The organism is Proteiniclasticum sp. (assembly GCF_032054185.1).
Lineage (GTDB): Bacteria > Bacillota > Clostridia > Clostridiales > Clostridiaceae > Proteiniclasticum.
In genome coordinates, this window is record NZ_DAMBTF010000001.1 from 70,363 (window position 1) to 97,202 (window position 26,840).

19 protein-coding genes are annotated in these 26,840 nt (G+C 44.2%); 1 reads left to right on the top strand and 18 read right to left on the bottom strand.

Annotated features, from left to right (window positions below):
• Positions 1–52: 52 nt before the first annotated feature.
• From RTX25_RS00330 to RTX25_RS00400, 15 genes are all read right to left on the bottom strand, one after another.
• Positions 53–985, bottom strand: a complete 933-nt coding sequence (locus RTX25_RS00330) for a transketolase C-terminal domain-containing protein (RefSeq protein ID WP_312649277.1) — start codon at positions 983–985, stop codon at positions 53–55.
• On the bottom strand, positions 976–1,821 hold the full coding sequence (locus tag RTX25_RS00335; protein WP_312649279.1) for a transketolase: 846 nt from the start codon (positions 1,819–1,821) through the stop codon (positions 976–978). Before RTX25_RS00335 ends, RTX25_RS00330 begins: the two co-directional genes overlap by 10 nt.
• 24 nt (positions 1,822–1,845) lie before the next feature.
• Positions 1,846–3,945 (bottom strand): BglG family transcription antiterminator, encoded by a 2,100-nt coding sequence (locus RTX25_RS00340; RefSeq protein ID WP_312649281.1) that lies wholly within the window; start codon positions 3,943–3,945, stop codon positions 1,846–1,848.
• A gap of 329 nt (positions 3,946–4,274) precedes the next feature.
• Positions 4,275–4,613 (bottom strand): hypothetical protein, encoded by a 339-nt coding sequence (locus tag RTX25_RS00345; RefSeq protein WP_312649283.1) that lies wholly within the window; start codon positions 4,611–4,613, stop codon positions 4,275–4,277.
• Between the two features lie 198 nt (positions 4,614–4,811).
• Positions 4,812–6,587 carry an alpha-amylase family glycosyl hydrolase gene (locus RTX25_RS00350; protein WP_312649284.1) on the bottom strand — a complete coding sequence of 592 codons (1,776 nt, stop codon included), beginning with the start codon at positions 6,585–6,587 and terminating at the stop codon, positions 4,812–4,814.
• A gap of 10 nt (positions 6,588–6,597) precedes the next feature.
• Positions 6,598–8,352: an alpha amylase N-terminal ig-like domain-containing protein gene (locus RTX25_RS00355; protein ID WP_312649286.1), complete on the bottom strand. Its 1,755-nt coding sequence runs from the start codon at positions 8,350–8,352 to the stop codon at positions 6,598–6,600.
• A gap of 97 nt (positions 8,353–8,449) precedes the next feature.
• The gene (locus RTX25_RS00360) at positions 8,450–9,481 is read right to left on the bottom strand and encodes a LacI family DNA-binding transcriptional regulator (protein WP_312649288.1); all 1,032 of its coding nucleotides are present in this window, start codon (positions 9,479–9,481) and stop codon (positions 8,450–8,452) included.
• Positions 9,482–9,513: 32 nt separating this feature from the next.
• The gene (locus RTX25_RS00365) at positions 9,514–10,599 is read right to left on the bottom strand and encodes a sn-glycerol-3-phosphate ABC transporter ATP-binding protein UgpC (protein WP_312649290.1); all 1,086 of its coding nucleotides are present in this window, start codon (positions 10,597–10,599) and stop codon (positions 9,514–9,516) included.
• A 28-nt stretch (positions 10,600–10,627) separates the two neighbouring features.
• Positions 10,628–11,533, bottom strand: a complete 906-nt coding sequence (locus tag RTX25_RS00370; protein WP_312649292.1) for a sugar ABC transporter permease — start codon at positions 11,531–11,533, stop codon at positions 10,628–10,630.
• Positions 11,533–13,617, bottom strand: a complete 2,085-nt coding sequence (locus RTX25_RS00375) for an ABC transporter permease subunit (RefSeq protein ID WP_312649294.1) — start codon at positions 13,615–13,617, stop codon at positions 11,533–11,535. Before RTX25_RS00375 ends, RTX25_RS00370 begins: the two co-directional genes overlap by 1 nt.
• Before the next feature lie 14 nt (positions 13,618–13,631).
• Positions 13,632–14,090 carry a hypothetical protein gene (locus RTX25_RS00380; protein ID WP_312649295.1) on the bottom strand — a complete coding sequence of 153 codons (459 nt, stop codon included), beginning with the start codon at positions 14,088–14,090 and terminating at the stop codon, positions 13,632–13,634.
• 161 nt (positions 14,091–14,251) lie between these two features.
• Positions 14,252–15,601 (bottom strand): ABC transporter substrate-binding protein, encoded by a 1,350-nt coding sequence (locus RTX25_RS00385; protein WP_312649297.1) that lies wholly within the window; start codon positions 15,599–15,601, stop codon positions 14,252–14,254.
• Between the two features lie 347 nt (positions 15,602–15,948).
• Complete coding sequence (locus RTX25_RS00390; RefSeq protein ID WP_312649494.1) at positions 15,949–18,339, bottom strand: glycogen/starch/alpha-glucan phosphorylase; 2,391 nt, start codon at positions 18,337–18,339, stop codon at positions 15,949–15,951.
• Positions 18,340–18,348: 9 nt separating this feature from the next.
• On the bottom strand, positions 18,349–19,827 hold the full coding sequence (gene malQ, locus RTX25_RS00395) for a 4-alpha-glucanotransferase (RefSeq protein WP_312649299.1): 1,479 nt from the start codon (positions 19,825–19,827) through the stop codon (positions 18,349–18,351).
• 31 nt (positions 19,828–19,858) lie between these two features.
• The gene (locus RTX25_RS00400; protein WP_312649301.1) at positions 19,859–22,003 is read right to left on the bottom strand and encodes a TIM-barrel domain-containing protein; all 2,145 of its coding nucleotides are present in this window, start codon (positions 22,001–22,003) and stop codon (positions 19,859–19,861) included.
• A gap of 227 nt (positions 22,004–22,230) precedes the next feature.
• On the opposite strand from RTX25_RS00400, the gene RTX25_RS00405 reads away from it, so the two are divergent.
• On the top strand, positions 22,231–23,067 hold the full coding sequence (locus RTX25_RS00405; RefSeq protein ID WP_312649303.1) for a hypothetical protein: 837 nt from the start codon (positions 22,231–22,233) through the stop codon (positions 23,065–23,067).
• A 149-nt stretch (positions 23,068–23,216) separates the two neighbouring features.
• Here the strand turns inward: RTX25_RS00405 and RTX25_RS00410 are convergent, their stop codons facing one another.
• The 3 genes from RTX25_RS00410 to RTX25_RS00420 form a co-directional block, all read right to left on the bottom strand.
• Positions 23,217–23,651: a hypothetical protein gene (locus tag RTX25_RS00410; protein WP_312649304.1), complete on the bottom strand. Its 435-nt coding sequence runs from the start codon at positions 23,649–23,651 to the stop codon at positions 23,217–23,219.
• 87 nt (positions 23,652–23,738) lie between these two features.
• Positions 23,739–24,110: a hypothetical protein gene (locus tag RTX25_RS00415; RefSeq protein ID WP_312649306.1), complete on the bottom strand. Its 372-nt coding sequence runs from the start codon at positions 24,108–24,110 to the stop codon at positions 23,739–23,741.
• Between the two features lie 152 nt (positions 24,111–24,262).
• Positions 24,263–26,707: an ABC transporter permease subunit gene (locus tag RTX25_RS00420; RefSeq protein ID WP_312649308.1), complete on the bottom strand. Its 2,445-nt coding sequence runs from the start codon at positions 26,705–26,707 to the stop codon at positions 24,263–24,265.
• Positions 26,708–26,840 lie beyond the last annotated feature (133 nt).

Consider the following 26,840-nt stretch of genomic DNA (forward strand, 5'->3'; position numbering starts at 1 on the left):
TCATATCGTTTCCGTTTAAATTGGAACAATTGAACCAATCAACCACTATTCTCTAGTTCCCACAGAGAATCTTCGCTTCTCTTACAATATCTTCCTTAGCAATACCATATTTTTCCATCAGAAATCTTGTACTGCCCACTTCGCCGAAATGATTTTTTATTCCAATTCCTTTTACGTGTACCGGATACTTTTCAGAAAGAACTTCTGTCACTGCGCTGTAAAGCCCTCCATGGATATTGTGATTGTCGAGCGTGATCACCTTACCGGTTTTTCTGGCACTTTCAAGAATAATATCCTGGTCTATCGGTTTGATACAGTGAATCGCAATGATTTCAGCATCAATTCCTGCTTCCTTCAGTTCCGCCTCAGCCATAATTGCCTCATGAACCATTATGCCTGAAGCAATTATGGTCAGATCTTTTCCGGATTTAACCTTGGTGCCTTTAAAAAGGTTGAATTCATAAGATTCATCGAATACATCCGGTGTTTCCTTACGGACCATCCTGACATATACAACGCCCTTGTACTCATGGATTACAGGTAGGGCTTTCTTAAGCTGAATGCCATCGACCATATCCAGAACGACAGTACCGGGTATACTTCTTACTATGCCGATGTCTTCCAGGGACATATGTGTTCCTCCATTGGTCTGAGCGGTTACGCCAGCATCCGTTGCAATAATTTTGACATTCTGCTTAGCATACGAGCAGGAGATGGCCAGCTGATCGCATATTCTTCTCGATGCGAAAGCTGTGAAGGTGACGATAAAGGGCTTCATTCCGTATGCAGACATTCCAGCAGCCATACTCGCCATATTGGCTTCACTTATCCCAACGTCGATCGCACGATCCGGAAAGATTTTTCTTAGACCGAAGGTACCGTTAGCCGTAGCAAGATCCGCATCCATCACAATGATTCTTTCATCTTGTTCCATGAGTTCCTGCAGGGATTGTGCAAGTACCTCTCTCATTCCTGTTAAAGCCATTTCATTTCACTCCTTCCGAAAAGTTCCATATTCGCTTCATCAATCAGCGCCTGCGTTACAGGCATACTATGATTCTTGAATCCGAGTTTTTCAATCGAATTCACACCCTTCCCCTTTATGGTATTCAGAATAATCATCTTGGGTTTCCCTTTAACCTCTTTGGCAGCAGCAACGGTATCAAAAATCTCCTTAAAGCTATGCCCGTCGATGCTGTAGGTTTCATATCCGAAAGCCTTCCACTTCATCTCCATATCACCCATGTCCACGATATCCGAAAGTTTTCCATCGAGCTGAAGTTTATTGTAGTCCATAAAAAGAATCAGGTTGTCAAGATTGAAGTTGGCTCCAGCCAGAGCTGCCTCCCATACCTGTCCCTCCTGAGCTTCACCATCTCCGACCATACAGTAGACAAAATTATCATCCTTCATAAGCCTGGAAGCATAGGCCATTCCGACTGCACAGGAGATTCCCTGACCTAGAGAACCCGTAGTCATATCTATTCCTGGTGTTCGGTTCATATCGGAATGACTGGGAAGATTGGTATTGGGCTGGTTCAATGTAAGCAGCATCTTCCTGTCGAAATATCCTCTTTCCGCAAGAACAGCATAAAGTCCAGGACCGGCATGTCCTTTTGAAAGAATGAAACGGTCCCTTTTCTTCATTTGAGGATTATCAGGATCGATGTTCATCAGACCGTTATAGAGTGCGACCAGGGACTCAACAGCGGAGAAGCTACCACCCACATGACCTTGTCCTGGAACCGCGATTTCTTCCAGTATCATCATGCGAACCTCTTTTGCTTTCTGCGTGAGAATATCAAAGTGATTGTTTTCCATTTTGTACCTCCTGATTTTTGTATTCTATAATAATTTCTGGATTTCTTTCTTGCTTTCGGCATTCATGATTCGTAGAATCTTTTCCTGATCAGATAAAAGGATAGCCAGGTCTCTTAAGGCCTGTATATGATTTACACCATCTGATGTGGAGAAGGTGATCACAAGTCTCACGGGATCAAAATCCTGTTTTCCGAAGCGGATACCCTGCCGAAGTGTCATAAGGGAAAAATCTGTATGCTGTACCCCTTCTTTGATGTCTGTATGTAGAAGAACGATACCTGGTGCAATGACCATATATGGTCCTAACGAATTCAGCTTTTCTCTGATCGAATCAGCATACCTCGGAAGTACGGAACCTCTTTGTTCGAGAATTCTGCATCCTTCTTCAACCGTGTCCTCCCAGTTTTTTACAGGTACAGAAACTCTGATATTGCTCTCTTTCAGATAGTCCCGCAGATTTCCGCCTTCAGTTCTGCCTTCTGTGATCTTATCTGCCAGAATCATCATGATTTCCAGCTGCAGCTGATCATAGTTTTTGATATCCGCGTACTTCTCGATGATATTCATGATGCCGTCTATTGATACAGGCTGATTACGATGCAGGATATTTTTCTTCTTCGAAAGCTTTCTGTCCAGTTTTTCAAAATCGCTCTTCATGAGCAGCGGATTGATTCGAATGTATTCGCTCTGTTCCATTCCTGGAATTGAAATGGTCGATATCACAAAATCATACTTGCTGGCTGGATATTCAGGTGCAATTCTTGCACTGATGGTATCCACAACATCAATATGATAGACTTCGTTAAGCTGCGATTTCAGCATATTGGCTGTACCAATGCCTGTTCCACAGACAAGAACCACTCTATGCGGCTGATCTTCCTCGATGGAATTCTGAATTGCAGCACCAAAATGCAGCATAATATATGATATTTCATGCAGGCTGATATTTTTCCCCAGATACTCTTCCAGTACAACACAGATTTTCCGGGTATTTTCAAAGAGTTCACGGTACTGGATCAGGATGTCATCATACAAAGGATTCTCAATGCTCAGGTTGAATCGTATTCGATTGACTGCCGGTCTGAGATGGAGGAGCAGTCCATCCAGAAGAGCATCAGGCTGTCTGAATGTAATATTATAGAGGCTTTCAAATGCTCTGATCATTTTAAGAACGGTCTGTCTCAGTCCATCTTTTTCATAATCACCATAGCCAGGACCCTTATTGAGTTTTGCTCCGATGAGATGAAGTACAATGTAGTTGACCTCCGATTCAGGGATATTAATTCCGTAATGAGCCTCAATTTTGTCCACCATCATTTGAGCGATCCTGATTTCATGCGCATAACTCTTCTCATCTATGGCCGCATCTATGACAAGAATATGCTTGTCCATCTGTATCCGTTTGATCATGATCACCAGATGGGTAATCATGCTTCCGTATGCTGCGTCACTGAACTCAAGGCTTCCAGCTTCTTCAACTTCCCGGACAAGTCTGTCAAGAAAATCAATATCGATCTCAGAAAAAAGTGTTTCAAACTGTAGAATGTTGCTCTTTGAATTCCCTTTACCCGTGGAAATATAATTCAATATATCGGAAACACTCATGATTTCTGAATTCACCCTGGAGAGAGCAATTCTCTTGTTATTTTCCTCTCCGACAACAAATACTCCTACTCTTGGCTTTCTGACGAGCTTAAGTGCATATTCCCCAAAGAAGTCTTCAATCTCGTTCAGAACTTTTATCACTGTATTCTTTGAAATATCCATGATTGACATGAAATAGGATATATTGATTGGCTCCTGACTCTGAAGCAGTTCAGACTGAATAAATCGTTTTCTTTCTTCGGGAGAAAAAACATACTGATAGGGTGTGAAGGTCGTTGTGAACTTCTTAAGATAAGCTTTCAGCTCATGTGAATTCTTCAGTCTGATTCCTTGACCATACTTACGGTCAATAGAGTCAAAGCCCTTTGTACGCAGAAAATCTTCCATCTGGTTCAACCGGTTTCTGATTGTCTTCTCCGTTACGTTGAAATGATCACTTAATTCTGATAATTTAACATATTCATCATCGTATTCAGAGATATAACTGAGAATCAGAATGCAGTCGTTATTAAGTTCCATAGTATCACCCCATCTAGATTCATTATAATCCTTAATATATTTTCTTTGTTTTCATTATAGCCCTTTTTTCTTCTTTTTGAATTGGAAAAACTGAACCATTTGAAGTGTCATTAATATGAGAAACACAAGGATGATCTGTATATTCCGATCATAGCGTATTCAAATAACAACCTGAATATTTCTCACTGGCTGGAATCTTAACGAACTGAAAAATAAGAGCAGATAAAAACGGATATCCTAAATGGCATCATGCCCTTTAGGATATCCATCTTCTTTAAGTCCAAATTTTAAATCACCCTTCGATAGGAGCCACTAAGATCCGATTTCTTCTATTTTGTCTGTGTATTGAGCAGATTCATTTCACCGATGAACTCAGATACCCCAAAATACACTGCAACTGCCGAAAGCACGAGAGCACCATAACAGAGTATTGATTTTTCATCATCTCTAAGAACTGCAAGAGCGCCGGTGATCAGTGAAACAATGGAAAAGGCAAATGCTGCTATGGTCATAACTGCCAGATTCATGTGATCAAAAAAACCTGTTTCCTCACTGACTTCGATATCCCGTCCCAGATAAGCGACAATGACAACCAGAATTACGGCCATAATCATGAAACTGATGGAAAATACAACTGATTTTGTCCTGGGATACAGCGTGAGTTTCATTTTTCCACCTCCCCAAAAATCAATATCGGCAGGGTTATCTCTTATCTCTATTATAAACCTTAGAAGCACATCGCACCATGTACGCAGTGAGAATTATCAGAAAATTTAAACTGGTCTTGGGATGTGTCTACAGTTTCGCATAAAAAATAAGATCAGGATGACATAACCCTTGTTATGAATACCTGATCTCATTTTACCTTATTCTTTTTCTGTGACCTCTTCCAGGAGCGCAAGCCCCTTTTCATGCACCTTCAGAAGGATTTTTCCTTCCTTTACGGTATAGATTTCATCCGTGTAGGCATCTCTGACAAGGCTTCCGTCAGTATATGCTTCGCTGACGGCTATTTCCACCTCACCAGGTTCGCCTTCATAGATTATGACCGTATTCTTTAGTCCGTCCCGGTCATAGTTTCTCATATAAATGTACGGATCTTCACTGAGCATTATATGCTCACCAGCACCAACTGCAAGATTCCGGTTTCTGAAGCGGCCAAGTTTTCTGAAGTGCAGCAGAAGCTCCTCATCCACCTCTTCCCAGTTCATAGCTGATCTTGTTCCCTGTGTGGCATCAGATCCGCCATCTCCTATTGCCCTTGCCGTTTCATCTCCATAGAAGATCTTTACAGCTCCAGGAAGGAGAAGAAGATATGTACCACCCTCTTCCAGTTTCTGCCTAGGATAGAGCACAGTGTCATGCTGAGAGATATAGCTGAGCACATTGAAGGATTCATCGTTATTGAGCGCCTCTGCGTAATTACTGAAGACACTGTCCTTTTTTCCGGTTCGAAAAGCCGGTCCGTCCTTCTTGAGTCCCTGAAAGGTGAAATTGATGAGCGCATCAAATCCGTTATCGAAGTAGTGGTTTTTCAGAACACCATGCCCCCATACCTCACCCATCATGAAGAAATCATCTTGAAACTGTGCAGAAGCCTTGTCGGGATTTTTCGCTCTATATTTCTCTAGAGCTTCTGTCGCCGATTTTTCAAGCTCCGCCCATCTTTCGATTTCCACATGCTTTGCGGTATCGATCCGGAATCCGTCGATGCCGAATTCTTCCACCCATGCGCTGAGCCATTTTACGATGTACGCGTAGGGTGCAAGGCCAAGGTCCTTCCTCAGCTCCTTCGCAGCGGGAAGTATCCACGGATCAGAGCTTTCATCTTCCGATGACCACTTCCGCTCAAGAATAGGCGGCAGGCCGATATCTTCTGTGACGTCCGTTCGGACATCAGGGAGTCCTGAAAGGGAAAAGTCGATTTCCGTATCTCCAGGCTTCTCATACCCAGGAAGATCTGTTCTTACCCAATCCCCCCAGTAGTTCTCCCATGCAGCAGGATCTTCATAGTCTACATAATCTGTATAGGAGAAGAAATCCTCCCCTTCTTCCACAGTTAATTCAGAAGGAAGCTCGCTGCCTCCATAGCCGTAGTCCAGCATGTCCTGAAGGTTCGGATACCCCACATGGTTCATGACGACATCCATGATGATTCGGATGCCTTTTTCATGGGCGGTGTCCACAAACTTCCTGAATTCTTCAACAGTACCGATGTTTCTGTCCATCATGGTCCAGTCCAGTGCGTAGTAGCCGTGGAAGCCATAGTGGGCAAAATCGCCCTCTCTTCCTCCACCGATATATCCATGGATCTGCTCGTAGGGAGCAGTGATCCAGATGGCATTTATCCCAAGATCTGTAAAATATCCTTCTTCAAGCTTGTCGGTCATCCCTTTGATGTCTCCGCCGTTGAAAGTCCCGATCTTATTGCCCAGATCATCTGCAGACTTTCTTCCATAGGAAGTATTGTTCTTCTCGTCTCCGTCAAGAAATCGGTCTGTCATGGCAAAATAGACTGTGGCATTTTCATAGGAGAATACTCCTTCGGTACTGGTCATATATTCTTTCTCCTTAGTGCCGCATGAAGCGGCGAGGGAGAGGATGAGAAGGCTCGAAATGATGAGCCTTAATTTATTCTTCATGAAGTGCCTCCTATTTTTTTTCTCCTTCAATTTCCACCTCTATGATTCTGAAAGACTGCGGTTCCATGGTCAGCTTTCTGTCGATAACCACTTTCTCACCTGTATAGATGTCCCTGCCTGTGATGGCTCTTCTCACAGTAACTTCTCTCAGTCGTTCATGGAGATTGAAAAATGCAATGAGCTTTTTGCCTTCAAAGCTTCTGCTGAAGCCGAAGACACGTCCTCTGATGAGCTCGATTTTAAAGTCTCCATAGACAAGTTCAGGATATTCTTTCCTGATCCTGATCAACTTCTTAAAGAATTCAAGCAGATCATTATCTCTCTTTTCCTCATTCCAGATCATGGTCTTTCTGCAGAGCGGATCATCTCCACCGGTTATACCCACCTCATCACCGTAATAGATGTAGGGCACACCTTTGTAGAGAAACTGAAATGCAGTAGCGAGTTTCAGTTTTTCCTTAGATCCCCCTGAAGCGGTAATGAATCTTGGCGTGTCATGGCTGCCCAGAAGATTCAGCATCTGGTGCGTGATTTCTTCTCTGTAGATGGTCTGGTTATGCACGAGCACCTGGAAAAAGTCATCAATGTCCAGTTCATCTTTTGCGAAGGTATCGATCATGGCATGCCTGAACGGATAGTTCATGATGGAATCCAGTTCCTTACCTTCCAGAAAATCTTCAGCCTCATGCATGATTTCCCCGATGACGACCGCCTCATCCTTTGTCTCCTTGACCACCCTTCTCAGCTCCCTGAGAAAGTCATGACTCAGCTCGTCGCATACATCAAGACGATAGCCGTCTATGTCCACTTCCCTGATCCAGTACCTTGCAACCTCCAGAAAATACATTCTGGCTTCCCTGTTTTTGAGGTTCAGCTTCGGCATATAAGCCAGTGAGTTTGAGAAGGTGTAGTAGTTGATTCTTTCCTTTGAAACAGGAAAAGAATCGATATGGTACCAGTCCCTGAATCTGGAATCTTCCTGATGGATATAGATGTCCTCAAAGGCAAAGAAGTCATTTCCGGTATGATTGAATACCGCATCGAAAACAACTCTGATACCTGATTCATGACAGAGCCTGACAAGCTCTTTCGTCTCTTCAAGGCTTCCGAAACTAGGATCGATCTTATAGTAGTCCTTCGTATTGTATTTGTGATTGGAAGAAGATTCAAAAAGCGGCGTGAAATAGAGAAGATTGATGCCTAGCTCTTTAAGATATGGAATTTTCTCAGTTATGCCCTTGATGTTCCCGCCGAAAAAGCTTTTATGTTTCGGTGTCTGCCCCCAAGGCGAAAGCTCACATCGGTCATCGATGACGACTTCAGCATTCTCCGCCCGATGGAAACGGTCTGGAAAGACCTGATAGCAGATGGACTCCTTGAGCCAGTTTTCTCCCTCGTAGACATCATCCGCCGCGATATAAGGATAGACATAGGGATGGAGACCTTTGTGCCTGTTTCTCCAGGCTCCTCTTTCATCCATATACCAGATTTTACCGTCATGGTCTCTCAGCACAAAAAAGTATTCATATCTGTTTCTCTTAAGATCCAGCAGTCCATCATAGTAATCATAGAGATTGTCGCGGTAGGAATTCTTGAGTGTCCTGATTTTGTAGATTTTCTTTCGAAGATACCGGTCTCTATAAAATACTCTGATTTCACTGACGTCATGCCTTGCCGTACGAACTCTTACATAGAGGGTATTGATGTCCTTTGCGTAGGCATAGGGTATGGTTGTCTGATGATGAAGTGCATGGATATTGATCATAATATTTTCCTCCTTCTTAAGGAACCGTATATATGCGTCTGTCTTCTGAAGTAAAAAGGCGCCATAGATAAACTACAGCACCTTATGGTTTCATGTCTTAAAGCTCTCCGTCGGTTGACTGCCTCTTGATGATGTCATAGGGAATAATCAGTTTTCTTCCCTTGACGCCTTCATTGATCGCCTTGACCAGGAGATCCACCGAGCAGTAGCCGAGATCGAAGGAATTGATCTCAACACTGGTCAGAGGAATATCCGAATAACGGGAAAGAATACTGTTGTTGAAGCTTGCAATGGCCATGTCCTTCGGAATGGCAATCCCTGCTCCCTTGAACACCTTAGTTGCGCCGAATGCGATAAGATCATCTGTGATGATGATGGCATCGGGCATCGGGTCAAGATTGAGAATCGCCACACCATAGGTATAGCCTGTTTCCTCATCAAACTTGCCGGTGAAGAGAAGCTTCTCGTCATAAGGCAGATTGCTCTCCATAAGGGCTTTCTTGTACCCTTCTATTCTTTTCATGGTCACCATCTGTCCCACTTCACCGGCGATGAGGGCAATTCTTTTCCTACCGATCATGCTGAGATAAGTGGTCAGTTCATAGGCTGCCATGTAGTTGTCATTGTCCACATGATTGACCTTCTCCTTGTTGTTATAGGGAGATCCTATAAGGGAGAAAGGAAAATCGATACCGGACAGATATTCCTGGGTTTCGTCATCCACTTTGGAACTCATGAGGATGATACCATCCACTTTTGAACTCCGGATAAAGGTTTTGACAATTTCCAGTTCACTTTTATTTTCGGTACTGCTCGAGAGAAGCACATCATATGAAGCAGCAGCTGCTCCTTTCAGAATTCCTCTTAAGGCTTCCGGGAAGAAAGGATTAAGCAGCAAGTCCTGCGACCTGTTCGGCAGAATCACACCTACAGTACCTGTTTTTCTTGAAGCTAGAGACCTGGCAATGGCATTGGGGTAGTACCCCATCTCTTCCATCACCTTCAATACTCTGACTCTTGTCTCTTCGCTGATCTTCGGGTGATTGGAAATCACTCTTGATACCGTCGAGGGCGATACATTTGCCTTTAAGGCTACATCTTTTACTGTTGTCTGTCCTGATTTTATCAAGGATTCTTCCTCCTTCCATTTATGTCTGTCCTTTAGCTGTTGATTCTCATACCTGTTTCTGTATCGAAGAAATGCAGTGATCCCTGATCGAGTCCGAATTTCTGTCTTGTGTTCTCTTCAAAGCTTAAATGTCCCGGTACGGAGATGATCACCTCTTTTCCTGAGGAAAGCTTGGTATAAAGAATCTTTTCCTTACCCAGCATTTCGATGACATCGATGTCCACTTCCACATTCTCATCTGAAGCTTCTGTGAGGAATCTTTCTGAACGGATACCAACAGATACATCTTTTCCTTCAAATTCTTCCACAGCCTTACGATCCGCTTCAGCAGGAGAGGCTTTGATGAGTCCGTCATGGGATACAAATGATCCGTCCTTGATGCTTCCTTCGAAGACATTCATGGTAGGTGATCCGATGAATCTTGCCACAAAAAGATTGGCAGGTTTATTGTAGAATTCCTCAGGCATACCCGCCTGCTGAATTTTCCCTTCATTCATGAGAACGATCTTTGTAGCCATGGTCATGGCTTCCGTCTGATCATGGGTGACATAGATGGAAGTGGTACCAAGTGACTTATGAAGCCTCACAAGCTCCACTCTCATATGTTCTCTCAGCTTTGCATCAAGATTTGATAAAGGCTCATCCATAAGGAATACCCTTGGCTTTCTCACCATGGCTCGTCCAAGCGCAACTCTCTGTCTCTGTCCGCCTGAAATATCCGAAGGCTTCGAGTGCAGATAGTTTGTGATCTGAAGAAGCTCAGCCGCTTCTCTCACATTCTGATCGATGACGCTCTTTCTTTCTTTTCTCATGGCAAGAGAGAAGGCCATATTGTCGTAGACGGTCATATGAGGATAAAGAGCATAGCTCTGGAACACCATGGCGATGTCTCTGTCCTTGGATGGCACTTTGTTCATTCTCTTGTCGTTGAAGAGAAGATCGCCCTCTGTGATGGAATTTAGTCCTGCGATCATTCTAAGAAGTGTAGTCTTCCCGCAGCCTGATGGCCCGAGGATGACGCAGAAGTCTTTCTCTTCTATTTCCAGGTCGATGTTTCTTATGGTGAACTCTTCTCGACCTTCATATTTTTTCCCGATATTCTTTAATGTAACTTTCATTTCATTCTACCTCCACTTTAGTTTTTCTTTAACCCTTGACTGAGCCCTGGGCGAGTCCTGAAATCAGCTGTTTCTGCAGTGCCGCAAACAGGATGACGATCGGTACTGCAGTCAGCAGACCCCCAGCTGCGAAAGCTGGCTGGTTCAGTGTTTCCCTGTTATTCATGAGTGTATACAGACCCTGTGCCAGCGTGTACTGGCTAGGGTTTGTCAGTAGAACCCTAGGAAGCAGATAGTCCATGAAAGGTCCGATGAAGGACCAGAGGGCGATGATTGACAGCATCGGTCTCACAATCGGCATGATGATGAGCCTGTAGACCTGCATGTTAGAGCATCCGTCGATCTTTGCCGCATCATCCAGCTCCGTGGAGATGGAATCCATATATCCTTTAAGGATAAAGGTATTGGCCGCGATGCCTCCGCCTGCATAGATGAGGATGAGCATCATCTGTCTGGTGAAGAAAGGTGCTACAGACGAGACGATGGAATGCAGAGTATAGAATGCTGTGATTCCCGCAAAAGTCGGTATCGTCTGAATCAGCATGATGGTCATAAGGCTTGCCTTTCTGCCTTTGAATCTGAATCTGGAGTAGGCATATCCCGTAAAGGATACAATGACTATCGTAAGAGCCGCTGTTGCCAGAGCGATGACGATGGTATTCTTTACCCAGGTCAGATACAGCGTGTCCTCAAAAAGGAACTGGAAATGCTTAAAGGAGAAAGTGTAACTCGGATCGCTGATTCTGTTCATTCTGATGTATTTATCCTGAGTGCCGTTGAAGGCGGAAATGACCATCTGGGTCAGCGGCCATATGATGATGAATGCCCATGCGGCTAGGATCAGATAACTTATACCCAGCATGATTGTACCCACAAGGGTCAGAGGCTGTCTGTCGGAAAGATACAGTTCCTGTTTTTTTCTGAAGAATTTCATTATAATCTCTCCTCCTTGAATGCCTTTGAATTCTTGTAGCCGATGAATGCGAAAATCATGAGTCCCATTGAGATCACGATGGAGATTGCGGCTCCGATCGCCTGATACTGATTGTCCATGGTGAGCTTATAGATATAGGAAATCAGGATATCCGTGGAACCTGCGAGGTTTCCGTATTTTGTCGGATTAAAGGGTCCACCACCGTTGAACAGATAGATGATGGAGAAGTTGTTGAAGTTGAAGGTGTACTGATTGACCAGAAGCGGAGCTGTCTGGAATAGTACCATAGGCAGGGTGATCTTTCTGATCTTCTGCCAGCTGTTGGCTCCATCGATATCCGCTGCCTCATACAGATCATCAGGAATCGCCTGAAGTACACCTGTTGAAAGAAGGAATACATAGGAACTTCCGAGCCATCCCTGCATCATGACAAGGATGAATCTGCTCCAGAATGTATCGTTCTTGAAGTCGATGACGACGCCGAATACATTATCGATGATCTGCGTCAGTGCTCCAGTATTACTGAACATGATACTGAAGAACATGATGGTGATGAATGCCGGTACTGCCCAAGGGAGAAGGTAGACCATTCTGAAGAACCCCTTACCCTTGATTCTCGGATTGTTTGCCAGAAGTGCCAGCCCGAATCCGATGACGATTGCAAGGGTTGTTGCAGTGAGTGTCCAGATGACTGTCCACGCAAGAATCTGCCAGAATACGGACCCTGCAAGTCCCTGTCCCAATGCAATAAGTTTATAGTTCTGTATACCCACCCAAGGGAATTTCGACTGATTTCTCGGATCCATCCCGGTAAAGGACAGAAGTATTGCTGTAAAGATCGGTACAAGTACGATGAAGGAGATGACAATGAGTGCCGGTATGGAAACGAGATACGGGAATCCATCCTCTTCGATGGTCTGAGCGGTTTCAAACCAGTTCTTGCCTCGTGTTCCTCTGATCTCGCCCATTTCGACATTCCTGACGTCCTTGTAGTTCGCAATGTAGATGCCCGCTGAAAAGATGAGGAGAATCATCGCCACAACACCTTCAATCATGAAGATGAGGGATTTGTCGATTCTTCTTCCATCTTCTGCCAGACTGATGAGTCCCGCGATTCCTTCACCCTGATAGTTTCCGTATCCGAGCGCATAAGGCACTGCTATAGCATAGATGAAGATCAGCCCGATAAAGAAGAGCGCCGCCTTCACAGGCTGCTTGTTCAGAAGCTGGCCAACACCCGGGAACAGAAGTCCGATCATCGTATTCACGGGCTTTGTCTTCATGACTTCAATCGGAGTGTTTCGTCTTGCATCTGCGATATCGGCATTTGCAACTCTTTTATTGACTCTGATATAATCTTTCAGTTCGTATCTTTTGCTCTTGATCAGTTCTTTCTTCATCTTGTCCGGATCATCATATTCCTTGACCCTGACGGCATACTGATAGTTCTTTCTGATTTCCTTCAGACCGTTTTTCATGGCCTTTTCCGAAATGAGACCGTCTTTTCTCTTCGCCTTCAGTTCATCCGATCTCTTGTCAAGAACGGCTTTCTTCTCCGCTTTGAACCTTGAGATTTCCTGACTGATCAGTGCCTTGTCCCCTTCAGGTCTCAGGTTTAGGGCACTTTGTAGTTCCTGTTCCAGACGTCCGATGTTGTAGACGATGCTGGGCAGAAGCTTCATGTCGATTACGGCTTCCTTGAAATGGTACTCGGCATCATAGGTAAGTTCCACGTAATCCTTGTAGAAATCTTCCTTTAGCTTGCTTTCAAAAAGCCTCTTCTCCAGTTTCTTCACATCACCTGAAAGTGATTTATCCAGCGACTCTTCAAAAGTTCTCGATTTCGTCTTCAGATCATCCAGGAATCTCTTTTCGTTCACCTCATACTCCTTGAGTTCAAGAAGATAGGGATGTTTGTCTTTACTGCTTATCAATTCTTTCAGCTGATTTTTCAAGGTCTCCTTCTCTTTTGGAGAAGCATGTCCAATCTTATCTTGCAATAAGGCAACTTCCTTGAGATACAGATTCTTTCTTTCATATTGTCGTCCGATATAGTCATAAAGGACTTTGCTGTATTTCGCCACGATCTCTCCCACCTTTACACATTTTTATTACTGCCTATTTCTCCATTAAGAGAAAGGACAGTAATAATCAAGACCAGATATCCTGCCATCACAAGATAGTAGAATATCGATCCAAAATTCAGTTCAAAGAATGTATAAGCCATTCCGCCCACAAGCAGCACGCTCCAGATGAAAACAAATATACGGTTCAGCCTGAGCTTGACATAGGTAAAATATGTCAATAAGCCAAATCCCATGGGTATGGCAATCTTAAACAGATAACGGAACATTTCCGCACCGGCATAGTCATCAAAAGTCGGATTGAAATCCTGAGAAAAGTTTCCCGATTTCATGATCTCTGCCTTCCAGATTTCAAACAGCTGGCTGTCTTTGACGCGCATAAGGACATCTATGGAGCTGATGAAAATGATAAATGCTACGGCTATGAGTATGATGTAGAGCTGCCTTTTAGGAAATTTTGTATAGCTGTTCATGGATTATCCTTTCAGTGTTTCATTCTGATTTCGTTATTCTGACTTTTATCTTTTGTTTTAAGATCAATTCTTTGTCTTTATATATTATTATAACGGAAAAACATCTATAGTGATACAAAAGAGAGGCCGTAGCCTCTCTATAAGTATAACTATTGTTTATTCTAGTAATTAAGCATCATCGCATCGAATGCTGCTTTGATTTCCTTGTAAGCTGCCTCAGCATCAGCTGGCTTTACTGATGACCAAGATAGTACTGAGTTCTTCCATGTATCCCATACTGAACCCCATTCTGTGAACAGTGGTCTAGCTGGAGCATCTGCATAAGAAGCAAGTACGTTTTCGATGATCGCTTTCTCTTCATCTGTAAGATCTGAGCTCATGTATACATCAGCTGGTACGTTTTCCATGATCTTTCCAGTATTCTTGAAGAATTCTACAGCGTGTTCTGTGTTCATAAGCTCTGCGATAAATGCTTCTGCAAGAGCCATCTTTTCATCGTCGCCTTCGTTTCTTGAGTTGATGGCAATTCCCCATCCACCCTTCCAGTGCTTAAGTGGCTGTCCTGCAACTGTGATTGTTCCCAGTGGCATGATTTCAAGGTCAGCACCTTCTCCAGCCTGCTTTGAGAATGCGCCTGCATCCCATGGTCCGGAAATTCTAAGTGCAGCGGATCCGCCAGTTGTGAATTCTGTGTCCATATGACCAAAGGCTGCTTCAGCATCCCACATTGGTACGCCTGCATCCTGTGTTGTCTTCCAGTAGTTGAATACAGCTTCTACAGCAGCCTTCTTTTCAGCTGGAAGGTCTGCCCATTCAGCTGTGAAGTCTGATGAAAGTGTTCCGTCATCAGCTTTTGCAAGTAGATCGATGTCTGCAGAGTTAAGTACTGCTACACCGAACCAAGCGTCAAACATAGGGATAAGAACATCAAGACCAGCGTCATTCAGTTCAACTGTCTTTGTCAGATCGATTCCTGCAGCTTCAGCGTTAGCTGTGTTTGCATAGGCGATCAGTGTTTCGATGTTCATAGGGAACGCAAGGTAATCTCCGTCGATGTTGAAGTTTCCACCTAGACCTGCGTCATAGTTGTCAAACCCTCCAACCTTATCTGCGATAGCCATAGCATCGATTGGAGCTAGGGCTTCATTATCATTAAGTCCGTATATTCTATCCGCTGGGATTGAGAATACGTCTGCAATATCTTCATTTGATGGGTCTGTGCTGTCAAGAATATCCAGCATATCGAATGATCCTGTAACAATCAGCTCAACAGCTGCGTCTGGGTTCGCTTCAACAAATCTTTCAACAGCGGCATCATAGTATGGCTTCCATCCTTCTTCAACCTGAACTGTGATTTCGCCTGTAAGTCCACCTTCTGGTTCTGCAGGTGTTTCACCTGGTGTTTCTACAGGAGTTTCTCCTGGTGTTTCTGGTGTTTCGTCCTTGGACCCACAAGCAGCAACTGTAAGTGTCATCATCAGAGCAAGTACAAGACTAGTGATTTTCTTCATTTTTTATCCTCCTAATACATTTTATTGTTTTCTATGTATTGAATTAAATCGTAACCGTTTACTTTCAGGCTTAAGTGATATGTAGTTCCCGTAACCCGGCCTGCCAGAATGGACAGAGCAGTTCAGATACGGTGCATACGCTTGCACAAAAACTCAAATGAAAACGCTTTACTATTTAATTATACAGCTTATTTAGCTAAAAAGCTAGTTAAAAAAGTTAAAAAGGTGTAAATATGGCGAAAATTTAATGCTAGCGTTTGCATTGCATAAATGCATTTTCGCCATATCCCTTGATTACCAAAGGGTCTGCCTGAAATGACAGCCCACCTCTTTAGCCTGAAATGATCCTAAACGGCCATCTCCTTTTCATTACCTTCTGTGATGCTTGGGATATCCCAGATTTCGGTTGCATACTCAACAATGGTACGATCCGATGAGAACTTACCTGATGAGGCCATGTTGATGAATCCTTTTCTGTAGAACTCAAGCTGATTACTGAAATCATCGCTGACTCTTTCCTGTGCTTCTCGATATCCATCGAAATCTCTGATGATGAAGTAGTTGTCCGGAGCATGCCATGAGGCACCCTTCAAGATTGAATCATGAAGCTCTGTGAACATCTCTCTTGTATCGATGTCAAAGGTTCCGTCGATAAGGGAGTCGACCACCTTCTTAAGCCTTGGGTTACTCTCCAGTTCCTTTTTCGGATTGTAGTCAGCCTTAAGTTCTTCGATTTCTTCTACGGTCAGACCGAAGATATAGTTGTTTTCAAGTCCCGCCTCTTCCACGATCTCAACATTTGCACCATCAAAGGTACCGATGGTCGGTGCACCGTTCAGCATGAACTTCATGTTTCCTGTGCCTGAAGCTTCCTTACCTGCAGTGGAAATCTGCTCTGAGATATCTGCAGCAGGGAAGAGTTTCTGCGCATAGGATACGCCGTAGTTTTCAACAAAGACGACCTTGATCTTTCCGTTTATGGATTCGTCATTGTTGACCATGTTTCCGATTTCGTTGATGAACTTGATGATACCCTTGGCTCTGACATATCCTGGCGCAGCCTTTGCACCGAAGATGAAAGTCCTTGGCTCCATCTGGAAATCCTTATCCTCTTTCAGTCTGTTGTAGAGGTAAAGAATATGGAAAGCATTGAGAAGCTGTCTCTTGTACTCATGAAGCCTCTTTATCTGGATATCAAAAATGGAATGCTCATCGATCTCGATGCCTTCCTTGTTCTTGATGTATGCCTTAAGTTCAAGCTTCTTCTCCATCTTGATGTCCATGAATCTTCTGATGATCTCATCATCCTGAGCATATTTTTTGAGCTTGGAAAGATCATTAAGGTTTGTAATCCAGCTGTCGCTGCCCAGAAGCTCTGTAATGAATGCTGAAAGCTTCGGATTGGACTCTAGAAGCCATCTTCTCTGAGTGATTCCGTTTGTCTTGTTGTTGAATCTTTCCGGGAAGAGCTGATACCAGTCAGAAAGCTCCGTATCCTTCAGGATGTCTGTATGAAGCCTTGCGACACCGTTTGTGGAATGTGTTCCATATATGGAAAGCCATGCCATCTTGATGTTTCCTTCATGGATGATCTCGAATTCGCTGATTTCGTCTGTTGGCAGCCCCTTGGCCACAAGTTCCTTGCGGAGCAGATTATCGATCTTCACGATGATCTTGTAGACATCTGGAAGAATCTTCTTATAAAGCTTTACCGACCACTGCTCAAGAGCTTCCTTGAGAATGGTGTGGTTTGTATAGGCAAATGTGTCGATTGCGATCTGCAGTGCCTTCTTGAAGGAAACGCCTTCCTTGTCCAGAAGTCTGATGAGCTCAGGTATGGCTACTGCTGGATGGGTATCGTTAAGCTGCACTGCATGAAGCTTCGAAAACATCTTGAAGTCCTTATGGGTCTTCTTGTATTCTCTCACCATATCCTGAAGTGATGCGGATACGAAGAAATACTGCTGCTTGAGTCTTAAAATCTTTCCCTTCTCAAGAGAATCGTTGGGATAAAGAACCTTTGAAATATTGCTTGCGTCGTTCTTCTCCTTCACGGACCTGTCATACTTCTGATCGTTGAAGGCGGAGAAGTTGAAGTCGTTGATCGCTTCTGACTGCCAGAGTCTTAATGTATTTATGGTCTCTCCGCCAAATCCGATGATCGGTGTGTCGTAAGGCACAGCGTAGACACTCTGATCTTTGAAGTCCACCTTGACCTTCTCGTCCTGTCTTCTGATGGACCATGAATCGCCATGTTCAAGCCAGTTGTCGCCTACCTCCACCTGATAGCCGTTGGCGAACTTCTGCTCGAAGATTCCGTAGTTGTACCGGATTCCGTATCCGGTCAGTGAATAGTTCAGCGTAGCTGCTGAATCAAGGAAGCATGCAGCAAGTCTTCCAAGACCGCCGTTTCCAAGACCTGCATCGCTCTCCGCCTCTTCGATGGCATTGTAGTCGATACCCATGGAGGACAACATTTCCTTCATTTCCTTCAAATTGCCAAGGTTGATCAGATTGTTGGAAAGTGCGCGTCCCATAAGAAACTCAGCTGAAAGGTAATACGCTTTCTTCTTTCCTTCAAACTTTTCTTCAGAAGTCTGCCACTTAGGCAGGATATCTTCCATAAGCGCTTTCGCGAAAACGGTATATTTTTCCTTTTCGTTAAGACTGGTGAAATTCCTTCCGTAAGTTGTCATAGCATAGCCGTTCATTCTTAATGTCATCATTTCTTTGTTCATCATGTAAAATTATCTCCCGTACATTTTCGTCAGTTTAGCGATTTTCGCTGCCAATACGTCGGTCAGTGCATCTTCTCTCATTCTCCAGATCCAGTTGTTTCCAAGGGTGGAGGGTGTATTCATTCTCGCCTCTTCGCCAAGTCCAAGAAAGTCCTGCATCGGAATGATGCAAAGATCGGCCACCGAGCTGAAAGCGCCACGGATGAATCCCCAGTTCAGACCTTCTTCAAAGCTGAGCTTCAGGTATTTTCCTGCAAAGATGAGATCCTCTGCATTGACATTCTTCACCCAGCCCATAATGGTTTCATTATCATGGGTTCCTGTGTACACCACACAGTTTCTGTGATAGGTGTGTGGCAGATAGTCCGATTCTTCTCTTGGGTCGAATGCGAACTGAAGGACTTTCATTCCCGGATATCCGGTATTCTCGATCAGCTCATGAACTTCTTCAGTGAGGAAGCCAAGATCCTCGGCGATGATGTCAAGTTCTCCAAGCTCCTCTTTCACTTTATCAAAAAGCTTCATGTTGGGCCCTTTAGTCCATTTGCCGATTACAGCGTTCTCAGATCCGTTCTTGATCTCCCAGAAAGCTTCAAAGCCTCTGAAATGATCGATTCTCACCACGTCATAGATTTCAAAGCTGGCTCTGATTCTCTTGATCCACCACTTGTATCCGTCTTTTTCCATGGCTTCCCAGTTATAGATGGGGTTTCCCCACAGCTGACCGGTAAGCGAGAACGCATCAGGCGGACATCCTGCAACGGTTATCGGCACGAAGTTTCTGTCCACTTTGAAGATCTCACGGTTGCCCCATATGTCCGAACTGTCCTCTGCGACATAGATCGGAATATCTCCGATGATTCTGATGTTCTTGTCATTGGCATAGTTCTTCAGTTTTCTCCACTGCTTGAAGAAGTAGTACTGGATGAAAACATGGAAGAACATTTCCTTTTCATGATTTTTTTCAAACTCGCGGACTTTGTCTGAATTGATGTCCTTGTACTCATCCGGCCATTTCAGCCAGGATATTCCCTTGTGCTCTGCTTTCAGCGCCATAAAAAGCGCGTAGTCTCTCAGCCAGTTCTTCTCTTTTTCATAGAAGGTTCTAAGCTCCGGTCCGATGGTTCTCATGGCTCTTTTATGCGCTCTTCTTAAAAGCTCCATTTTATTCTTGTATAAAATGCCGTAATCGACTTTTAGCGGGTCGTCTCCAAGAGGAAGGATGACAAGCTCTTCTTTTTCAAGATATCCCTGTTCAAGAAACTCGTTAAGGTCGATGAAGTAGGGGTTCCCGGCAAAAGCGGAAAAGTTCTGATAGGGAGAATCACCGTATCCGGTGATGCCAAGAGGCAGGATCTGCCATTCTTTCTGTTTTGCACGATCCAGAAAATCCACAAAGTCGTATGCACCTCTACCGAAGTCGCCGATGCCGTAAGGCCCGGGAAGACTTGAGATGTGCATGAGTATTCCACTTGATCTTTTCTTCATGTGTTATCGGGATAGAATCAGCACTCTGATTCTACACCTCCACCTCCTTCATTAATATTTCCTCATTACCGCTTATAATGGTAAAGAATACTCTGCGGATCACAGGATGGCCGCTTTCGACCCTGACATCCAGATCTCCGTCTTCAAGGACTCTTACGCTGAATTTTGTTCTGTTGATTCCGCCTTCCTCGTAATCGTAGCTTTCACCATCGTCATCATAAAGTGTGTAGCTGGCTTCCGTATCCACAAAACCTATGATATGGATCTCGGTCATATCCAGATCCTTTACACTGGCAGAAGGCATGACATAAGGCATGATTCTGTTTCTTCTCAGGAAGAATTTAAGATCGTCCAGCTCGTATGGGAGATACTGTACTCCGTCTTTCATGATCTTCATCATGACCTTTTCCCGGCTGAAGTCTATGAGAGCCATTTCCTCAGGCAGATAGACATGTCTACCTTTAGCGTTCGATCTGACAACAGGGGCAAGCATGAGCTCCTCACCGAAAAGAATCTGATCTTCTGCAATCAGCGCTTCATTTCCGAAGAACTCGAAGCTCAGCGGTATGAACATCATGCCTCCGTCCTCATGGGTCTTCAGCATTTCTGAATACAGATAAGGAAGAATCATATATCTCGCTTTGATGAGCTCACGGTTATATCCTGTGACCTTGTCCCCGAAGGAATACGGCTCCTGGAATGCACATCCTATGGCTGAGTGATTTCGAAGAAGAGGTGTAAATATGGACAGCTGCATCCATCTTGTAAGAAGCTCTCCGCTGGCATTTCCTCCGAAGCCCCCTGTATCCGCGCCTACATAGTAGAAGCCCGACATATTGAGAGACGGCAGCATTTTCACATTAAGCTCCAGATGGCTCCACCATGAACTGTTGTCTCCGGTCCATATCCCGCTGTACCTGTGCATACCGATGGAAGAAGCTCTTGAGATGAGCACATGTCTCTTCCCCAGATGTTTTTTCAGACCTTCCGATGCGGATACGGTCATGTTGTAGCCATAGAGATTGTGCACTTCTTCATTGGTGAATTTTCTTCCCTCTATCTCATGATAGAACCTCTGATAGTACTCATTTTTGTTACCGATATTCTGGAACTTGTCTCTTAGGGCAAAGAATGGAAGTACGCCCAGGTTTTCTCCTTTGGCCGCAATGGCCGCATCGATGCCTTCCTGAAGGGAAATTTTATCATAGAAGATGGCAGGCTCGTTCATATCGTTCCATACCCCTTCTATGCCAAGATCCGTAAGGAACTTGTATTTGTCTCCGAACCATTTTCTCGTCTTTTCCTGAAGAAAATCCGGAAAATGAACTTTTCCTGGCCAGACTGCTGCTACATAAGGTTTTCCAGTTTCATCCAGAACAAAATGTCCACCTTCAATTCCTTCATCGTAGACATCATAGCCTTCCTCAATCTTGACACCGGCATCGATGATCGGAATGAGTCTTACGCCATCCTCTTTGAGTGTCTCGGCAAACTCCCTGAAATTGGGAAATCTGTCATCGGATACGCTGAAATCCTTGAAGTTTTCCATGTAATCCAGATCCAGATAGATTCCATCGAGTGGAATGTCCTTTTCTCTGAATGTCCTGTAGACTTTCATGATGTCATTTTCCGTTTCATATCCCCATCTGGACTGGAAGAATCCGAGGCCCCATTTCGGCGGCATATAGGGTTTCCCTATGATCTCATGAAAATTCACCACGATTTCCTTCATGGATTCCCCTTCGATGATATAAAGTCCGAAATCTTCTCCGAAGATGTCGATGGAAAAAGAATCGAGATCCGTAAATCCCACATCATATCTGATTCTTGAGGGGAAATCGATGAAAAATCCTGTGGCTACATCATCATCTTCGAGAATGAAGAAGTTATGGGCGCCATAAAGTGTTGTCTTATCTTCATGATGAATCGGATCATCTGTGCAGTATGATTCATACTGCCTTCCTCTTTTGTTGATTCCGCCTAAATTCGGACCCAGTCCGAAAACCCGGTCCGCATCTGTAAGGGGAAACGCTATAAAGCTGTGACCATCCTTTTTCTTCACTTCAAAAGGAAGGACATACTCTCCAAATTCCTTTTCCAGCTGAATAATCCCTGTATCCACTGGATTTCCGAACTGATAACCCTTAACGTTTTCAGTAAGCTTAAATGCTTTCATTTTTACCTCCGGAGGATTTGTGCAATCGCTTGCACTAATTCTTAAGTCCATTATATTACAAAATTAACGATTGTAAAGCTGAATATTCATTTTTATGAGTCTCGCATTGACAGACTTGTTTTCTGTAAAAATAACCTGAAGGGTTCCCCCATAAAAATGTTATAATGGAAAAAATAAGAGGTTCAAATTCATCTGAATAGTTCTATGAACCGTAAAGGAGCCAAGCCATGTATAAGTTTCTGGAAATCATACAAAGATCAAGAAGTATCGACTCACTGCCATCACTGAAGTCGATCCATAAAAAAGTGAACAAGAAAGTCACCGAAGGTGAATATGACAGTGAAGAACTTCTGGCCATAGAGAAGGCTTTCGTCGAAGGTGTGACCGTGAAAATTGAAGACGGCACTGAAGTGCAGCTCGTAAAGGACATCATCTGCGCAGGACATTCCTATCTGGAGAAGCAGACGTCCTATGCCTATAGAGTGGGAGAAAACAGATATCAGTGCCTGACCTGTCACAGAACCTGCAGGAAATATGACGAGATCAGAGAAAACATCATGTTCCCACAGGAATGGCCGCTCTCTGATGCGGAGTTCTTTACCCATAACACCTACCCCTGGAAATTCGCCAAGATCATCGCCGACTCGGGAAACACTACCGAGCTGCCTAAGATTTCCGAGCTCCTGGAAGAGCTTCGTGAACTGGAACTCCTTGGGGAGTGCAGCTTCGATGCGGAAAAGAAAGCCCTGGAAAACAGCTGGGTGGAAGGTATGGAAATCATCATAAAGGACGGAAGCAAAGTGAAGCTCACGTTCGGTAAACGATGTGTCCTTCACCGGTTCAATACTCCACACATCAAGTATTCCTATGAAGTCGCGGATAATGAATATCTCTGCGGAAACTGCCTGGTTAAGGGCGCAGAGCATAAGGATATTGTTGATCTTCATCCTCTTGTAGACGAAGAGCTGATCTTCCCTACGGACTGGACACGCTCAGGAATCGATCTGTGGCTTGAAAATGTGGAGAGAAGAATTGAAGCCCTGACCGAGGTCAAGAAATCCTAAGACGAAAATGTTACTCATAAAAAAATCAAAACACGCTGAAGAGATCAGTTTCTCATCAGCGTGTTTTAATGTACTTACTATTCTACTCTGTTCAGTGCAATGCATCAGTCAAGCATAGTCTCTTCTGTTTTCTTTCCTGCCTTCTTCTCTTACTCGAGTCTCGTTTCCTCGTCCATCTTCTGGATGTTGTCTCCGATACTTCTGATCATCACAGCAATCGCTGCAACAAGAAAGGCTACAGCCATCCACTTCAGTTTCTCCGGAAGAATGAGGGCAGTCAGATAGCCGAGACCGATAAGAACAATTGGCGACCTGCCATCCATGAAGGCGAACTTTCCAAGTCTTGCATGTGCACTTGCCTTCTGAATCTCTGATAGCCTCTGTTGTTCTTCAAAGCCTTCTCTGGTCAGGGCATTCTTGTAGCAGTTTATGGTATTGTATATAATCGCAATAAGGATAATGACCTGATGAAATCCGTCATAATGAAAGAGTCCATATATGATTCCTCCGGACTGCATCAGAGCAAGAAGCAGAAGCTCCCAGCTGTAGATTTTGAATCCCTTTTTTGTCTCCATCTCTTCCATATATCCTCCATCTGTCATTCGTTCATAAACATTGCAGCATTTCCACACCTCACAAGTTCACCATGGTCAGCGGATAAATATCTCCGATCACATTTCAGGTTTCAGCACAAAAACAGATCCGTCACCGACACCCTCTGTGAGCTTAAGTTCTGAAGATTCATCTGCCAGGAAGATCAGTGTATTCTTTCTGATTCTGAAGCTGTAGGTATAGTTCCCATCCGAGGTCTCAAGGATGAGTTTCCCGCCTTTCACTTCATATTCACCTATGTTCAGATAGCTGCTGAGAAAGCTGTGAACAAAGAGAAATTCCCCGTTATCTCTTAGCCTGACAAAAGGCCTGACCCTATCTTCAGCTGTTTTCAGCTCATAAGTACCCGTCTGAACATCACCTGCTTTGCATCCCATGAGGAGCATGGACAGAGTCATCATAAGTACCAGAGTTATCGCTGTCTTTTTCATCTAAAAATCCTCCTATCAGGAAAAATGGAGAAATTTAAAGCTAATTGAACTTATGGTATATATTATACTCCTTATCCTACCTTAGGATATAGGATTCATGTATTTCTTTCGAAGATAATAATCATGAAATCTCCTGCAGGAGAGTCACTAAATTATTTCTCTCCCAGTCCGAAGTTTTCTTTTGTTATGATGATATCCACCAGCATCTGACCGATACTTTCCATCTTCTTTTCATTCAGATTTTCCAGGGTATCGGCTTTCGTTCCTTTGCGATTATGGTAGATTTTTCCGATTCCCACAGCAAGATGGGCATTGGCTCTGAAATTCAGAAGCTGTCTGGATGCGATCTTAAAGACGGGTGTGCTCTTAAGGGTCTCCTCAGTTGGCAGGAGTCCCTGATATCTTGTGTAGGGCACCTTCATCTCCTTGAGAATTCCTTCCATCTTCAGAAGACTCCTGAAAGACTGCTCTTTATCCATCTGTCCGAAATACGTGACAAGGTCTACATCCTTATCCCCCTTCAATCCCGAACCCATCAGTTCAAGATACATATATCCGCCGTCCGCTGAAATCTCAGCATGTCGCATATAGTAGTCGCTGAAGCCGCCAGAAAGAAGATCGGATTCACGGTCATGGAAAAGGAAAAGAATCGATTTCTCATATTTCATTCCATCTTCGGTAATTGCTCTTGCCGTTTCCAGTGCCGTGGCCAGAGGCGTCGTCCCCTCCACGGAGCTTCTGCCCCCAGGCAGCCATGTTCCATCATAGGGAACAGAAATGATGAGCGTCTGTCCGGGCTCTTTCATTGTCTTTCCCTCCGGAAGAAGCCACGCTTCGATTAATCTTCCTTCCTCTACGGGATAATCCGGTACAGTATATTCTATGGTCACCTCAAAGGACTCTTCCTCCAGTTTATCCCGAAGCTCATCAAAGGGCAGGATGCTCAGTCTGTAAGAAGAATGGGGATTGCTTCTTGACTCATGACCGTCAATAATCAGAAATTCTGCATGATCCGTATCACCTGGAAAATCGGGATAGGAAAAGCTGCCTGAAACAATTTCATTGATTCCGCTGTAAAAAACTGGAATCTGGCCTTTACTCTCGCTTGCCCCTTCCCCTTCTTCCGGTTTCACCGATTTTCCTGTTCTGATGATTTCTGTCCCAGGAGAATCCTTTTCCATAGGCACCTCAAGTATGGAAAAGTCCTCATGCAGCTGATACGTGAACACGTTGCCTTTTTCATCCTTCAGGGTGATCTTCCCTTCTTTCATGATGAGGGGGGTACCGTACTGCAGGACGAACTCTCTTTCATCGCCTTCAATCTGATTTTCAAAGGCATACTGTATGGGAAACTCCTGGGTGATGAATCCCAGGCTTTCCATGGTATCGATGATGTACTGACCTGCCAGATATCCGCCGGCAGAACCGGAAACTCGTCCATCATATTCTTCACCGCTGAGGGTAATGAGGTGATTTTTCGCGTTCTCCAGGCTGAAATTTCCGACCGGCTGATATCGGGGCACAAACACGATGAGAATGAGAACGGCCAAAGCCCCTGCTCTTAGGAGGATATTCTTCCAGTATTTTCTGAAATGCCGGATCTCAAGGTAGATGACTTTTGGGGACAGAATATAATATGCTTTTCTCACATTGCTGACAAACCGTGAGTTTCTTTTGGCAAACTCGATACGAAGACCTTCTCCAAGAAGATTAAGGCCCAGTACCGCAAGAGCAAAAGTCATAACCGGGAAGACCACCAGCCACCAGTTGTCGGTAAAGCGCTCCATCTGCGTCGTAAGCTTCATGAGCATTGACCCCCACTCGGGTTCGATGCTCATTTCATAGCTTGCACGAAACGCAAGGGTTCTCACTTCTCTGGTTGAGCCTACAAATATGCCAAGAACCGCAAGCTGAGCAACAAGAAAAAGCCCCTGGCCTGCCTCTTTGAAGAAGGTCGAGAGTGCTGCGGGAATGACATGGGGAATGATGTTCTGCCTGACAATCTGCGGCCAGCTTTTTCCGATGGCGACCTGGCCTTCGATGAAATCTTCATCCATGATCATTCTGACTGTATCCTCGATGACCCCTGCCGCTCTTGACCACCCCAAAACAGCCAGAATCAGTGCATAGACGAGAATGGATCGTTCAACCTGCAGGCTTCTGAAAAAATTGATTCGAAAGATCATGAAAGAGATGATGAGTATCGGCACTGCACTGAACCAGGTATTGAAAAAAAGGATCATCATTCTGAAGAATTTCTTCCCGATCCCTGCAAGGATACCCACGGGCAGCGCAAGGATAAGCCTGAAAAGTGCAATATAGAATCCGAGTTTCAAGGTGGTTCTCGTTCCATACACAAGCCTTGCATGGATATCACGTCCTGCTACATCTGATCCCATGAGGTTATATTTACTTGGCCAGATGGGATGCATCGTAAAGACTTCTTTCATTTCACCATCCACCATGACCTCCATATTACGGTGAGTATCTTCGAACATGGGATCCTTACTGGTGAAAAGTTCAGGGAACATAGCCATTGTCATGAAAAATACGAATATGATTCCGCCGATAAGAAGCGGATAATTGATTTTCTTCATAAATCCTCCAAACAGATCGAGAAAAATAATATTGTCTGAATATCTTAAGATTCCTTTTTAATAGTATAACCCAATTCCTGCACGTACTCAAAGATTATCTGAATTTTGTTCCGATTCTGAAGCATTTTCTTTT

Bases quoted from the DNA above. Each gene is read 5' to 3' on its own strand.
- RTX25_RS00330 (WP_312649277.1), bottom strand. From the start codon at position 985: ATGGCTTTAACAGGAATGAGAGAGGTACTTGCACAATCCCTGCAGGAA.
- RTX25_RS00335 (WP_312649279.1), bottom strand. From the start codon at position 1,821: ATGGAAAACAATCACTTTGATATTCTCACGCAGAAAGCAAAAGAGGTT.
- RTX25_RS00340 (WP_312649281.1), bottom strand. From the start codon at position 3,945: ATGGAACTTAATAACGACTGCATTCTGATTCTCAGTTATATCTCTGAA.
- RTX25_RS00345 (WP_312649283.1), bottom strand. From the start codon at position 4,613: ATGAAACTCACGCTGTATCCCAGGACAAAATCAGTTGTATTTTCCATC.
- RTX25_RS00350 (WP_312649284.1), bottom strand. From the start codon at position 6,587: ATGAAGAATAAATTAAGGCTCATCATTTCGAGCCTTCTCATCCTCTCC.
- RTX25_RS00355 (WP_312649286.1), bottom strand. From the start codon at position 8,352: ATGATCAATATCCATGCACTTCATCATCAGACAACCATACCCTATGCC.
- RTX25_RS00365 (WP_312649290.1), bottom strand. From the start codon at position 10,599: ATGAAAGTTACATTAAAGAATATCGGGAAAAAATATGAAGGTCGAGAA.
- RTX25_RS00370 (WP_312649292.1), bottom strand. From the start codon at position 11,533: ATGAAATTCTTCAGAAAAAAACAGGAACTGTATCTTTCCGACAGACAG.
- RTX25_RS00380 (WP_312649295.1), bottom strand. From the start codon at position 14,090: ATGAACAGCTATACAAAATTTCCTAAAAGGCAGCTCTACATCATACTC.
- RTX25_RS00385 (WP_312649297.1), bottom strand. From the start codon at position 15,601: ATGAAGAAAATCACTAGTCTTGTACTTGCTCTGATGATGACACTTACA.
- RTX25_RS00390 (WP_312649494.1), bottom strand. From the start codon at position 18,339: ATGAACAAAGAAATGATGACATTAAGAATGAACGGCTATGCTATGACA.
- malQ (WP_312649299.1), bottom strand. From the start codon at position 19,827: ATGAAGAAAAGATCAAGTGGAATACTCATGCACATCTCAAGTCTTCCC.
- RTX25_RS00400 (WP_312649301.1), bottom strand. From the start codon at position 22,003: ATGAAAGCATTTAAGCTTACTGAAAACGTTAAGGGTTATCAGTTCGGA.
- RTX25_RS00405 (WP_312649303.1), top strand. From the start codon at position 22,231: ATGTATAAGTTTCTGGAAATCATACAAAGATCAAGAAGTATCGACTCA.
- RTX25_RS00410 (WP_312649304.1), bottom strand. From the start codon at position 23,651: ATGGAAGAGATGGAGACAAAAAAGGGATTCAAAATCTACAGCTGGGAG.
- RTX25_RS00415 (WP_312649306.1), bottom strand. From the start codon at position 24,110: ATGAAAAAGACAGCGATAACTCTGGTACTTATGATGACTCTGTCCATG.
- RTX25_RS00420 (WP_312649308.1), bottom strand. From the start codon at position 26,707: ATGAAGAAAATCAATTATCCGCTTCTTATCGGCGGAATCATATTCGTA.